The following is a 12,461-nucleotide window of genomic DNA, read 5'->3' on the forward strand; positions in this document are numbered from 1 at the left end:
AGGAACCCTTTTTCCATAATTTACGGACACGCAGACCGATGGAGCGGAGGCGCGTCGCGATGAAAAAGGCGTTCCATTAATCTTTGTAAATATACATTGTAAAAATTGATCAAAAGATTATAGGTAGCCAAAACGAGTAGCCGGAGCGAGAATTATCGCAGGGGCTATTCATTTCAAAGGCCAAAAGAACTTTTGAGCGTTTATTTGTTTTCTCTCGCAGCGCGGGCGCCATTGTAGTCATGACGGGCCTCGCGTGATAAGGCAATAATTTCCCAATTGTTGCGAATTAATTCTTGGTTGTTGCCGGCAAAACTGATCGATTTGCTAGCGAGTTGCTCCGCCTTAGCGTACTCCTTTTGATGGAGGCTAATTTGGGCAAGGTCGAACCATATACTCTCGTTGGTGGGCTCAATGCGTACAGCGCGATTGAGGAGACTGGCCGCTTTGGTTAAATCGTTATTATTAACGGCAGCATTCGCTTCATTGAGTAACGCACGAATCGGGGTGCTGTCTTCGGTTTTCGGTTTGATTGCAGGAGCCGACTGTTGTACAGGTGCTGGATTGTAAGCCGCTTGGGGTTGTTGCGCAGGCGCTGTGGTTACAGGCGTCGGTGCAGGGCTCCAAGTAGATTCACGGTCAGGCGACTGATGATATACAGGCGGTGCTGCCGAAAACGTCGGTTCAGCGGTGGAAGCTTGTGTTGTGGCTAAGAAATCATTTTCATTTTGCACTTTCGGGCCGTTATTCGCGCCATAGCCATAGCTAACGGAAGGAGCTTCTTCAGGGAAGCTAATGCCGCCATCCATTGGACGTACGCGTGGGCCGTTCGGTGGAGTTGTGCCAGCACAAGCAGTCAGAAGTAATACTGAAATAAGTATTGCAATATTTTTCATTTTCATGCTTTCTGTCCTTTAAATTAGGATAAGACGATCGGCGTGAGTCGATCGGTTCTTACCAAATCACGGTATTTTTAATTAAGTATTAGTCCCAAATAATCTCGAAATCATCATAATCATCATTAAATGATGGGTCATAACATTCCGTTGAGATCGTGGGCTCGTATCCCTTGATGTATGGAACAGAGCGGATAACGCTCGATTCGCACGGTACAGCAGGGGGAAGTAATCCAGTGGATAGATCGACGCGTTTTACGACAATATCGTTTAATTGCGGCAGCGTCAGATCCGTTAAGGGTAATTTTTTCATCACATTCGCCCAGAGATTTAATGCGCCCGATGAGCCCGTTAAACCGGTGGGTTTATTGTCATCCCGTCCTACCCAAGCGACGGTGGTGTAATTGCCAGTGAAGCCTGCAAACCAGCTGTCACGGTAGCCATTGGTGGTTCCTGTTTTAGCACCCAGTTTGGTTTTGATGCCATGTTGCCAGCGCACGCGACCGGCTGTTCCGGAGTCTGGAATCTCCATCATAGCCGTATTGATAAGGTAACTTGCTGCAGAATCGGCGGCCTGTGATGGGGCAACTTCATTTCGAGCAAGGGTTCGTCCATCCATCGTGGTCACTTCGCGAATGGTATTAAGCGGCATACGGTAGCCCATATTCGCAAGTGTTGAGTAAATTTGAGAGACTTCAAGCGGCGACATCTCAACTGATCCAAGTGATAGCGCTGGAACGGCTGAGATCGGTTTAGCCGGATCAATCCCCATACGATAGAGAAGATCCACCACGTTTTCTTCCCCAACGCTCATCCCTAAGCGCACGGTGGGGATATTGTATGATTTTGCTAGCGCCGTCATCAATGGAACCCAGCCATGGAGGCGCCTATCAACGTTGTTCGGTGCCCAAACTTTACCGTTATCACGAATCTCTAAAGGCGTTTCATCATCTAAAAACGTCGTCAGCGAGAAACGGGTCGGTTCCTCAAGGGCTTTAAGATAGACAAAGGGTTTAATGAGCGATCCAATTTGACGTTGAGCCTGTACCGCACGGTTAAATCCAACTTCTCGCGGATTACGGTCGCCGACAATGGCAGCAATCTCACCGGTCTGATTTTTCGCAATAACGAGCGCTCCTTGAAGTGTGCCTTCAGGGTGACGTTTCTCTTTTTCAAGGACGGGCAGGGTGTCGATCAGCGCTTTTTCAGCATATTCTTGAATGGTCGGATCGAATGAAGTGAAAATCTTGAGGCCGCCACTCGTTAAATCGTCATTGCTGTAGAGGCTTTTCAGCTCTTTAAAGACAACGTCAATGTACGCCGGGTATTTAGTGTTGCTCGATACCGGTTTTTTGATGATATCAAGAGGAGAGGCTTTAACGATCTCGCCATCTTCTTGAGAAATAAGGTTTTGCTCCACAAGCACATCGATCACAAGATTGCGGCGTTTTAGCGCGGTCTCTGGATTTCGGCGCGGATTGTAACGGGTTGGGCTTGGAATGACGCCAACGAGCGTCGCGATCTCACTTAAGGTGAGGTCAGCAATTGGTTTTCCGAAGAAAAATTCACTTGCAAGGCCAAATCCGTGAATCGCACGATCGCCATCTTGCGCAAGATAGATCTCATTAATATAAGCTTCGATAATTTCATCTTTATCAAAACGCCAATCGAGCACGATCGAATAGAACATCTCTTTAATTTTACGATCAAGGGTCTGTTCGCTGGTTAAAAAGTAGTTTTTAATGAGCTGCTGGGTGAGCGTTGAGCCCCCTTGAACGGTGTGGCCTGCCTTGGCGTTCGCAATCATCGCGCGGATAATCGCTTTAGGATTGATCCCGTGATGGCTGTAGAACTGACGGTCTTCCATCGCAATGAGTGAATCGATTAAAATTTGTGGAATCTCTTCCCGTTTTAATAAAATTCGGTCTTCATTGTGCGCCGGATAGATCGACGCGATAATCATCGGCTCAATGCGTAAAAGGGCGATGGCGTCATTTGACTCACTATTTTTCACCCCGGTGATGCGATTTTTCTCTTTATTAAAGGTGATCGTCACTTTTTGCGAGGGCTCAAATCCATCACTGTAACTAAAGTGACGAGTAAACACATCAAGCTCATTGTCGCGAATACGATAGGTTCCCGGCTGATTGAGCCGTTTTTCAGGGCGATAGAGAATATCGTCGAGCTCTTTTTCGACATCTTTTAAGCTAACGCGCGCGCCTTCAAACACTTCAAGCGGGCGTGCATAGACTCGCGCAGGCTGTGCCCAGCTACGATTTTTAAATTGAGGCGTAACCTCTTGGTCTGCCTGTTGAACATAGTATCCAAAGATCGGAAGAGCGAGCAGTGCCAGCCCTAAAACAAGATAGATACAAAGTCTAAGCAAATAGCGAACGGCTCGATTAATTTTCGCGCCAAACGTTAATCGGGTAGGGGTGAATTTCATATTATTTTCTAATTTTACGTAAAATATACTCTCAAACAGACGATTAGACTGTTCGAAATACGGGGTCATTATATAAGATAATCGGTGTAATGAGAAATAATGTTTTTCCATAGAAACGTTATCTTCGCTAAAATAGTTGTGTATAATAAAAAGCTCTTAATTCATTGAGGAAATAAAGTAATCGATGGCAGATGATAGTAGTAAGAAGAGTGAGTCGTGGCTGAGGCGTTTAGGCTTTGATAAAGGAGATGATTTAACTCTCTCCTCACTGGTAGAGAAGTGCGAGAAATTGCACGAAGCTGGGCTCCTTGGTGAAGACTCTGCACGGATGATTAAAGCGATTGTTCAAAGCTCTGATCTTATTGTTCGCGATATCATGGTTCCGCGGGCGAAAATGGTGATGCTCTCCATTGACGAGCCATTTTCTGAAATGCTCGCAAAAATCATTAAATCCGGTCATTCCCGTTTTCCCGTTCTGTCGGAAAATCATGAAGAGATTATGGGGCTTCTGCTCTCAAAAGATCTCCTCCCTCATGTGGGTGAAACCGATATCGATATCTATCCCCTGATTCGTCCCGTTGAATATGTGCCTGAGGGTAAATTTGTGGCGGCGCTGATTAATGATTTCCGCGCGAAGCGTTCGCATCTTGCTCTTGTGGTTGATGAATATGGCTCGGTTTCTGGGCTGATTACCATTGAAGATCTTATTGAGCAGATTGTCGGCCAGATCGATGATGAGCACGATATCACCCAAAGTGATGAGGTCTTTATTAAAAAGCTCGACGATGGGCGCTATATCATCAACGCGCTGATTTCGCTCAAAGAGTTTAATGAATATTTCGAAGTAGATTTCGATACCGAAGATGTTGAGACAATTAGTGGTCTTTTGATGCAACAATTTGGCTCGCTTCCGAAAGAGGGTGACCTCATTGAGATCGATCATTTCGCCTTTGAAGTGCTTCCATTTGAGGGAAATTACCTTAATTATGTGGAGCTTACGATTAAGATAGATGAGTGATCAATCTTTCATCAATCAATTTGTTTGACAACTTTGGAAATCACGCTATAATGTGAATCCTTAATTCCTCGATAGCTCAGTTGGTAGTAGCACTTGACTGTTAATCAAGGGGTCCCTGGTTCGAGCCCAGGTCGAGGAGCCAGACCTAAAAGCCTAGTAAGAGAAATCTCACTAGGCTTTTTTCTTGTCTAAAATTTCCTTACCGGTATTTTTTTGCGATATCATAACGCTATGTCAGATTGAAAAGGAAAGGTTTGATGAGAAAGAGGGTTCAACGCTGGGGCGCTGCGTGCATGCTATCATTTATGGCGTTTGGTACGCTTAGCCATGTGGGCACAAGTGCGCCTGAAACGAGCACTCAACGGCTGTCGATTTTGGCGTCTACCAGCTCGAATATGAATCAGCAACTCACCGATTTTATCTGTCTGAGTTATGAGCTTGAGCATCCCTTTAATGAGTGTCATGTCGAGATTGCCACCGAACCCATTTCACGGAAAACCTTGCCCACGCTTCAGCAATACGATTTCATTATCCTCTCTGAACAGGTCTATAACGCCCATCTAACGCGGGATTTCGAGCTCCTATTTCCGCTCTATGAAAAGTCATTTACCGCCATTGCCCGGACTGATCGGGAAGGCTTTTCCGGGATTTTCAATCGCGATAATACCTTTGGTGTTCTTGATAAGGAAGACCAGTTTGAGCGGGTTGGCGATGTCTTTAACGCCGCGGGGCTTCCCATTAATTCCGTTAAAATTGATAAACTCTCGAGCGATGAATTAGCAGAGGATTTCTGCCATTTTGATCTCGATGTGGTTTTTGTGATGGGAACGCATCCCGATCCACTCGTGCGAAAACTCAATACGCTCTGTGATGGGCAAATTGTGCCGATTGCAAGCGATCTTCCGCCCAACTTTTTTCAGCGCAATCGCTATCTCTATAAGGCGATCATCGATTCTGATTTTTATTGGCGTACCGCTTCAAATCTTGAAACCTTGAGCGAGCGTTATTATCTCGCCTATAATCGTAAACACAGCGCGCAGAGCCGCGATAAAAAAGCGCTCGGGCAGTTCTTTAAACATTTCTTTAGTGAAGTGAAAGCCGATTCCCGTGCGGAAAAAGGGCTCTTAACGGTGCTAAAAAAGCATCGCCAAAACTCTCAAAGTGAATTGAGCGAGCGGGGCAAGTGGCTCCTTGGGCTCTTTATTCCGGGTGAAACCATTGTGACCGATATCGATTTTGATGAAACCGATAGCATCGACCCGGAGGCGCTTAAATCCCTTGATCTTGACTCGTCCCTCGATGAGGAGTGATTTGAGTCTAAGAGTCTGTCCAGACGCTCTTTTCTAAACGTCTTCTTCTAAAAACGCCGTGACTTTGGCGAGTGTCTCGCCTTTATAATCATTATTTGCCACTTCAATGGTGGTGAGATTCTCTTCACGGCGTAGCCACGTGCGCTGGCGTTTGGCATATTGGCGCGTTGCAATAATCGCGAGTTCCACCGCCTCGTCTAACGTATGATCGCCCAAAAGATGCTCGTAGATTTGACGATAGCCCACGGCGCGCATGCTCGGATAATCAAGATTGAGCTCCGGGTAGGTTTTCATCAGCGTTTCCACCTCGGTGACGAGTCCCATCTCAATCATCTCTTTATAACGCTCCGCAATGAGCGCATTTCGCCACGTCACATCCGAATTTGAGAGCGCCAATTTTAACGCAGGATAGGGCAGAGCCTCTTTTTTCGGCAATGACCAAAAATGCGTCAGCGTTTGGCCTGAAGCTCGATAGACAGAGAGCGCCCGCATAATGCGTTGGCTATCGTTAGGATTTAACCGTTTTGCACTCTCAGGATCGACCTTTTCGAGCTCTTGGTGGAGATAGTCAGAACCGTGAGTATCGAGCGTTTGTTGCAATTCATTTAAAATCGCGTCCGGCGTTTGTGGAATCGGGGAGATTCCTTCTAACAGCGCCTGAAAATAGAGAAACGTTCCGCCCACTAGAAGCGGAATTTTCCCCTCGCTAAAGGCATATTCAATCTCACGCGTTGCATCGAGCCTAAATTGCGCCGCCGAATAGCGCTCAAGGGGATTGATGATATCCACAAGGGCGTGGGGATAGCGTTCGAGCGTGGTTTTATCGGGCTTTGCCGTCCCAATATCCATCCCTTTATAGATAAGTGCCGAGTCAACGGATATAATATGGAGCGGCAGATGATCTGCGAGAAAGAGTGCCGTGCTCGTTTTGCCCGAAGCGGTCGGGCCCATTAGACAAATCACTTTTTTATGCATAGTTTGATGGTGCGCGGTTTTGACTGAATGAAAAGGGATAGTATAGCGTAATGAAACGATATTGGACGAATTTGAGTGACCTCCAAGCGGCCGGCATGATCGAATCGATCGAGCCATTAGCCGAGGTTGAGAAGAATTTTCAGACAAAGATCGGTCCTCCCTTACAAGCGCAGATCGCCTCGTTTTCAGTGGATGACGCCGCGTATCGCGCGCTCACTCGTCAATTTATTCCCGCCATTGAGGAAAAAACCATTTTACCGCGCGAGCTTGATGATCCTATCGGGGATCATCGTCATTCGCCGGTGGAAGGGGTGGTGCACCGTTATCCCGATCGTGCGCTCCTAAAAGTGACGCAGCTGTGCGAAGTTTATTGTCGATTTTGTTTTCGTAAAGAGATGATCGGCCATAAGGGTGAGAATTTATCACAAGCGGAACTTGATACGGCTTATCACTATTTTGAATCTCATCCCGAGGTGCGCGAAGTGATCTTAACCGGCGGGGATCCGATGATTTTATCCAATCGCCGTTTAATGACGATTATGCGCCGTCTTGCGGAGATTCCACATATTAAAGTTATTCGAATTCATACCCGAATTCCGATCTTAAATCCTGAGCGAGTTGACCGTGAGTTCGCCGAATTTTTAAAGTCACTCCGTACGGAAAAAGGAGTGCAGATTTTAGTAGTGATTCACGCCAATCACGCAGCAGAGTTTAGTGAATCGGTGCGGGACGCGATAAATTGCCTACTCGATCATCGGGTGATGCTGATTTCTCAATCGGTGATGCTAAAAGGGGTGAATGATAATTTTAAAGCGCTGTCGGAGCTGATGTACACTCTCGTTGATTTTGGCATTAAACCGTATTATCTCCACCAGATGGATTTAGCACGCGGAACGAGCCATTTTGTGGTGGAAGAAGCTCGCGCGATTGCGCTCATTCACGAGCTACGGGAAAAGGTCTCGGGCATTTGTGTGCCTCATCTTATTCAGGAAATCCCGGCAGGAGAAGGTAAAAAAGCACTCTATTAGGAGTGCTTTTTAAAATGTTAATTGGTGTTCTTATAAATTTTGTAAAATTCGGCGCGCTTCATCGCCAATTTTTCGTTGAGAAAAGCCAAGTTTAAAGCGTGATCCGCCATATTGCGTCCACAAAACGCCGGAGCGAATGCCCGCAAGCAGAATTGCACGAATGCGATTTTGCACATCGGTTTGACGCAAAATATCTTTTTCGCCACGAATCATCACCCGAGGCAAAAGATGGCTAATAGTTTGGGTATAAAGATCGGCAATTGCCGCTAAAATCGTATTATCGGTGATCTCAAAAAAGTTAAGTCGCCCCTTAATATCTTCAATGCCGCGGCTAATAATTTGGCAATAATCATCGCGATCTAACAGCGGAGAAGGGAGATGAACCATGCTAGCAAAATATTCCTGCACATAGCGCGATTGGGTGGCAACGCCCCGTTCGAGCAGCTCTAATCCCATGGTCAAATCGGCAGGATCGGCATAGATATCGCGAATCGTATCAGGTTCGGTCACCAAAATACTCTCAAGAAGGGCGCGTTGCTCGGCATCAGGGGCACTGCCACGCGTCGCTAATTGATCGGCAATGGCTGCCGCTTGGGCAACCCCCGCGAGAGCGATGGTCTGTTTGGAAAAAAGGGATAAATTGCTCGTTGCCATAGATTAAATTCTTACAAAATTAGACGTTAAAAAAGAATGAACTGCTCGGTTATCATAGCAAATTAGCCTTTCCCGTACAGATTATTTCCCGCGTTTCGATTAGCTCATGCTCGCGTGAAAGATATCATAAAGAAAGATTCCGGCAATGATCAATAGCGCCAGCTTAAAGAGCACCACAATCGGGCGCGAGCCCCTTTTTGGCTTTTTAAATAGATAAAATAACAGGCCAACCAGCAAGAGCTTTTGTAAAAGATTCCATTCATCGTTGGAATTATCATCATCAAAATTGCTCATGCGCCCTCCTTTCGTGTTATCAATCCATCTACAAACCCCAAGGGCTTTAAGTGATTGTACGAGATTGGAAAAGATATGCAATAGCCCGTATCCCATTAGAAAACGCGCTGTTATTTATTGTGGTAAGAGGTTTGCCATGCTACATTTTTTGGGAGTTCTACTAAATGGAGTTGAAACTATATCAACAGCTATTTCCAATTTGTAGGCGCAACTTTTCATTGATCAATATTTATTTAAATATCCACAATAGGAGGGCAATCAAGGCTGAGTTAATAAAAGTCGATTGTAATTCCTTTTTTTTAAAGGTCATTTAAAAGTAGAAGGTTCTTTATGGCTTATTAAGCGTTGTTAATACCTAAGAAATAGATACAACCAAATTAAATGCTTGTAAAAGAGAGGATTTTTTATAGCATTCAACTTTAAAAAAACATACAATCATCTTTATTAAGATAATAGATAAAAAATTATGGAGTTATTTTGAAAAATGAAAAAGTTTGGAAACTCTCATGGGTTTCATATGTAAAGGCCTTCTTCTTTTTGCCATTGGGCACTATTTTCATAGCATTCATTTTGATGATTATTTTTAGTTTCGCACTAGCGTTTATTTCAGGTTATTTGTCACCCGAAACGATCGCAAGTATGGAGAATTTACCAACAAGATTGGGTGTGAGTGAGAATATGATTGTAGTTTATATTGGTCTAGTTGTTTGGGGTATTGTTACAGTTATTATTGGGATTTTTGTTTTCTTTTCCATGCGCAAGATTATGTTTTATTATGATAATGAGGGAGTGTGGTTTTCTTCAGGCATTCTTCCATGGAGGAAGGGTGTCAATGGTATTAAATGGCGTGATTTAGATGAGGCTTTATATTCATCAGGCTTTTTAGGTTGGGCATTCAACTCATATTACGTGGTAATTTCACATCGATTCACTAAAGGCGTAGAAATTAGTATGAAAGATATTAAGTACGGCAATATCTTTGTGCAAGAAGTAAATGAGGCACACCAAAAACACATTGAAAACAATCATTTAGATGTTTGATTTATATGAGATTATAAAAGGCTTCAGTACTCATAGTGCCATCACATAATATTTTTGATATAAAAAGATAGATTGATCTAATTTAGCTCTCTATAAAACTAGCTAATCAACATCTAACAATTCAGAGTCTACCTCGTTAAAATTCTGCTAAACTTATTTCCAGATAGCAAAAAGCCCGCTGTTTAGCGGGCTTTCAGACTGTGTGATGGTGCCTAGGGCCGGAATCGAACCGGCACGACCGTAATAAGGGTCGGCAGATTTTAAGTCTGCTGCGTCTACCAATTTCGCCACCCAGGCAATCTATGTGTGTCGTTAGTAGAGTTGAGATAATACACGCTCCTTTTTTGAAATGCAAGCGTTGATTAATCTTTAATCATACTTTTTCGTGTCAGACTTTTGTTATGCGGATAAACTACTATAATGAGTTAACCGAATCACGCGATCAAAGAGGCTATTGAATGACCCTAAATCAGAATCATATTGTGCTCGATACTGTCTTTAATTTTCGAACGCTCAGCGGCATTAAAACCCGCGATAATGCACGAGTTAAGCCAGGTAAGCTATTCCGCAGTGCAACCCTTGATTTTGCATCGAATGAGGACCTTCAAACTATCCATAATTATAATATCGATCGGGTGGTGGATTTTCGTTCAAAAGGGGAAAAAATTAAGTCGCCGTTAGAGCGTTTAAATGCTCTTTTTAACCGTTCCGAGCTTGAGATTGATGTGGGCGATTTCTTCAGTGAAAAACGGCTTGAGGCGATCCGTAATCTCGATATTAAGGCCGCCAATGAGATGTTCCATCTCCTTTATAAAAGCTTTCCCAATGATTATCCGACTGTTTATCGTCGTCTTTTCAATTATCTTGAGGCGGGCGAAACGCTGATCTACCACTGCAGTGCGGGCAAAGATCGCACCGGCATGGCGAGCTACCTTATTTTATCAGCGCTCAATGTTGATGAGGATACGATTATGGAGAATTATCTTGAATCTAACCTCTATGTCGATCGGCTCTATCGCGCGTTTAAGAGCGATATTCAAGAATCGGGCATTGCGCCTGAATTTTATCGCGAGCTCCAATTTGTGAAGCCGGATTATCTGCTTACTGCGGAAAAAGAGATTATCGAAAATCATGGCGGTATCGAGCATTTTCTTCGCGACGAGATGAAGGTGGATTTCGATAAAATCCGTGATGCGTATCTGGATTAGTCTATCTTAATTCGTCTGCCGACTCGCTCGTGATGGTTCGGGGCGTGAGAGCAGTACAATGGAGATGAAAATCGCGATCAGCCCGATGATCCCTAAACCGGTTAAACGCTCTCCAACTACAATAATGGCAAGTAATGTCGCGACAAATGGCTCAAAGAGCGTGAGCGTGACAGCGCGGCTTGTTGAGATGGTTTGCAGCCCAAAGGCAAAGAGTAGATAGCCGAGAAACATCGGCACCAACACCATATAGAGTGCAATGGCGGTATTGATTCCATGATCGAAAAAGCCGCTTCCCGTTATTAGGGCGAGCGGAATTAACAGCATAGCGCTCAATCCAAAGAGTGATCCCATCGCCGCTTTTGAATGAACGCCGGCGGTGATGAGCTGTTTGGCGATCCACGAATAGAGTGCATAGGTGAAACCGGCGAGCACTCCAAGGCTAATGCCGATGATTTTATCAAGATCGCTTCGCATAAAGGTCTCTGTTGCGGGCGCTTTTGCAAGGGCTAATAAGGTGATGCCCAAAATACCGATCAGACTGCTGATGAGCCAGAGTTTCGAGAGCGGCTTTTTCTCAAATACAATCTCAAAAAGTGCTGAAAAAAGAGGTGCAATGCCGATGGATACTACAGTGCCGATCGTCACGCCCGCAAAATACATGGAAGAGTAAAAGGCGAGCGGATAGGTCGCGACTGAGAGTATGCCAAGAAATAAAAACCAAGGGTGCTGTCGTAAGACGTTCCTACTTTTTTTGATGGCGGGATAGGCAAGAATCGCTTGTAATAACCCCCCGCCTCCGGTTGCAATCGCGCCGATGGTAATCGGGCTTAGCTCAATGCCAAATGAGGCGGCCGTTCCCGTCGTTCCCCATAAAATAGACGCCATTAAAATGGCCCAAATGCCGAGGCGATTATCAAGTGCGCGGGTGGGGGCGATAGGGGGCGTTTTAGCCATAGAAATCCTTATTGTTGATCAGCGATTAAGAGCGGTTAAGCCGTTTTAATCTCGGCGAGGAGGCTTGCGGCGATCTCCCGGGCTTCATGGGTTTTATCGCTTTTGCATTCAAGACCGGCGCGCATAATGGCGCCTTCCAATAAAAAGGAGAGGTGTCTTGCGAGTAATTGGGCACGCTCGGAGTCATGGGTGAGCTCAAAAAGTGCCTCAAAGATCATTTTTTCGATCGATTCTTTATGACGGCGCACGGTCTCCCGCTCAAGGCTACCCGCAGGAAATTCCGCCGCAGCATTTAAAAGACCGCACCCGCGAAACCCATTCTCATAATCCCATCGCGCGTGATCTTCATACGCATCAAATATCGCTAAAATTCGTTCGTTTGGGGAGGAGGTGTTATTGAGTGTTAGGCGTTTTTCATACAGATCGAGCCATTCATTGTGGCGTGCCTCTAAATAGGCAGCAACGAGCGCGGATTTTGATTCAAAATTATTATAGAGCGACATTTTCGCAACGCCCGCACGTTCGGTAATCGCTTGGATTCCGGTTGCGGTGATGCCTTGATTGTAAAAGAGGATTGCGGCCGCTTCGAGGAGTTTTTCTTTGGTGGAGCGTTTGGTAGTCATGGTTAAATTAGGTCGAT

Annotated in this window: 12 protein-coding genes and 2 tRNA genes; 6 read left to right on the forward strand and 8 right to left on the reverse strand. The window is 45.1% G+C overall.

Annotated features, from left to right (window positions below):
- Positions 1 to 200: 200 nt before the first annotated feature.
- Both OXI21_RS02430 and mrcB read right to left on the reverse strand, forming a co-directional pair.
- Positions 201 to 899 (reverse strand): tetratricopeptide repeat protein, encoded by a 699-nt coding sequence (locus tag OXI21_RS02430; RefSeq protein ID WP_279617971.1) that lies wholly within the window; start codon positions 897 to 899, stop codon positions 201 to 203.
- An 82-nt stretch (positions 900 to 981) separates the two neighbouring features.
- A complete protein-coding gene (gene mrcB / locus OXI21_RS02435; protein WP_279617973.1) occupies positions 982 to 3,339 on the reverse strand; it encodes a penicillin-binding protein 1B in 2,358 nt (785 codons plus the stop codon).
- Positions 3,340 to 3,523: 184 nt separating this feature from the next.
- On the opposite strand from mrcB, the gene OXI21_RS02440 reads away from it, so the two are divergent.
- The 3 genes from OXI21_RS02440 (at position 3,524) to OXI21_RS02450 (ending at position 5,667) form a co-directional block, all read left to right on the forward strand.
- Positions 3,524 to 4,357 (forward strand): transporter associated domain-containing protein, encoded by an 834-nt coding sequence (locus OXI21_RS02440; RefSeq protein WP_279617974.1) that lies wholly within the window; start codon positions 3,524 to 3,526, stop codon positions 4,355 to 4,357.
- A 65-nt stretch (positions 4,358 to 4,422) separates the two neighbouring features.
- Positions 4,423 to 4,499, forward strand: a tRNA-Asn gene (locus OXI21_RS02445).
- 115 nt (positions 4,500 to 4,614) lie between these two features.
- Positions 4,615 to 5,667: a hypothetical protein gene (locus OXI21_RS02450; protein WP_279617975.1), complete on the forward strand. Its 1,053-nt coding sequence runs from the start codon at positions 4,615 to 4,617 to the stop codon at positions 5,665 to 5,667.
- 33 nt (positions 5,668 to 5,700) lie between these two features.
- Here the strand turns inward: OXI21_RS02450 and miaA are convergent, their stop codons facing one another.
- Complete coding sequence (gene miaA / locus OXI21_RS02455; protein ID WP_347815482.1) at positions 5,701 to 6,642, reverse strand: tRNA (adenosine(37)-N6)-dimethylallyltransferase MiaA; 942 nt, start codon at positions 6,640 to 6,642, stop codon at positions 5,701 to 5,703.
- 50 nt (positions 6,643 to 6,692) lie between these two features.
- Here miaA and OXI21_RS02460 point away from each other — a divergent pair, with 50 nt between their 5' ends.
- Positions 6,693 to 7,670, forward strand: coding sequence for a KamA family radical SAM protein (locus tag OXI21_RS02460; protein WP_279617977.1), 978 nt, complete (start codon positions 6,693 to 6,695; stop codon positions 7,668 to 7,670).
- Positions 7,671 to 7,700: 30 nt separating this feature from the next.
- On the opposite strand, the gene hflD is transcribed toward OXI21_RS02460, so the two are convergent.
- Together hflD and OXI21_RS02470 are read right to left on the reverse strand one after the other, a co-directional pair.
- Positions 7,701 to 8,324 (reverse strand): high frequency lysogenization protein HflD, encoded by a 624-nt coding sequence (gene hflD, locus OXI21_RS02465; protein WP_279617978.1) that lies wholly within the window; start codon positions 8,322 to 8,324, stop codon positions 7,701 to 7,703.
- A 99-nt stretch (positions 8,325 to 8,423) separates the two neighbouring features.
- A complete protein-coding gene (locus OXI21_RS02470) occupies positions 8,424 to 8,618 on the reverse strand; it encodes a hypothetical protein (protein ID WP_279617979.1) in 195 nt (64 codons plus the stop codon).
- A gap of 477 nt (positions 8,619 to 9,095) precedes the next feature.
- Here OXI21_RS02470 and OXI21_RS02475 point away from each other — a divergent pair, with 477 nt between their 5' ends.
- Positions 9,096 to 9,659, forward strand: coding sequence for a hypothetical protein (locus OXI21_RS02475; RefSeq protein WP_279617980.1), 564 nt, complete (start codon positions 9,096 to 9,098; stop codon positions 9,657 to 9,659).
- Positions 9,660 to 9,865: 206 nt separating this feature from the next.
- Here OXI21_RS02475 and OXI21_RS02480 read toward each other — a convergent pair.
- A tRNA-Leu gene (locus OXI21_RS02480) sits at positions 9,866 to 9,956 on the reverse strand.
- Between the two features lie 161 nt (positions 9,957 to 10,117).
- Between OXI21_RS02480 and OXI21_RS02485 the strand changes: the two genes are divergently transcribed.
- Positions 10,118 to 10,867: a tyrosine-protein phosphatase gene (locus tag OXI21_RS02485; RefSeq protein WP_279617981.1), complete on the forward strand. Its 750-nt coding sequence runs from the start codon at positions 10,118 to 10,120 to the stop codon at positions 10,865 to 10,867.
- Between the two features lie 6 nt (positions 10,868 to 10,873).
- Here OXI21_RS02485 and OXI21_RS02490 read toward each other — a convergent pair whose 3' ends face one another.
- On the reverse strand, positions 10,874 to 11,821 hold the full coding sequence (locus tag OXI21_RS02490) for a DMT family transporter (RefSeq protein WP_279617982.1): 948 nt from the start codon (positions 11,819 to 11,821) through the stop codon (positions 10,874 to 10,876).
- A 35-nt stretch (positions 11,822 to 11,856) separates the two neighbouring features.
- Positions 11,857 to 12,444, reverse strand: a complete 588-nt coding sequence (locus tag OXI21_RS02495; protein WP_279617983.1) for a TetR/AcrR family transcriptional regulator — start codon at positions 12,442 to 12,444, stop codon at positions 11,857 to 11,859.
- Between the last annotated feature and the right edge of the window lie 17 nt (positions 12,445 to 12,461).

The sequence above is a fragment of the Ignatzschineria sp. RMDPL8A genome, assembly GCF_029815055.1.
Lineage (GTDB): Bacteria > Pseudomonadota > Gammaproteobacteria > Cardiobacteriales > Wohlfahrtiimonadaceae > CALZBJ01.

Coding starts and splice junctions, on each gene's coding strand:
- OXI21_RS02470 (WP_279617979.1), bottom strand. CDS start 8,618: ATGAGCAATTTTGATGATGATAATTCCAACGATGAATGGAATCTTTTA.
- OXI21_RS02430 (WP_279617971.1), bottom strand. CDS start 899: ATGAAAATGAAAAATATTGCAATACTTATTTCAGTATTACTTCTGACT.
- OXI21_RS02440 (WP_279617974.1), top strand. CDS start 3,524: ATGGCAGATGATAGTAGTAAGAAGAGTGAGTCGTGGCTGAGGCGTTTA.
- hflD (WP_279617978.1), bottom strand. CDS start 8,324: ATGGCAACGAGCAATTTATCCCTTTTTTCCAAACAGACCATCGCTCTC.
- OXI21_RS02450 (WP_279617975.1), top strand. CDS start 4,615: ATGAGAAAGAGGGTTCAACGCTGGGGCGCTGCGTGCATGCTATCATTT.
- OXI21_RS02495 (WP_279617983.1), bottom strand. CDS start 12,444: ATGACTACCAAACGCTCCACCAAAGAAAAACTCCTCGAAGCGGCCGCA.
- OXI21_RS02460 (WP_279617977.1), top strand. CDS start 6,693: ATGAAACGATATTGGACGAATTTGAGTGACCTCCAAGCGGCCGGCATG.
- OXI21_RS02485 (WP_279617981.1), top strand. CDS start 10,118: ATGACCCTAAATCAGAATCATATTGTGCTCGATACTGTCTTTAATTTT.
- miaA (WP_347815482.1), bottom strand. CDS start 6,642: ATGCATAAAAAAGTGATTTGTCTAATGGGCCCGACCGCTTCGGGCAAA.
- mrcB (WP_279617973.1), bottom strand. CDS start 3,339: ATGAAATTCACCCCTACCCGATTAACGTTTGGCGCGAAAATTAATCGA.
- OXI21_RS02490 (WP_279617982.1), bottom strand. CDS start 11,821: ATGGCTAAAACGCCCCCTATCGCCCCCACCCGCGCACTTGATAATCGC.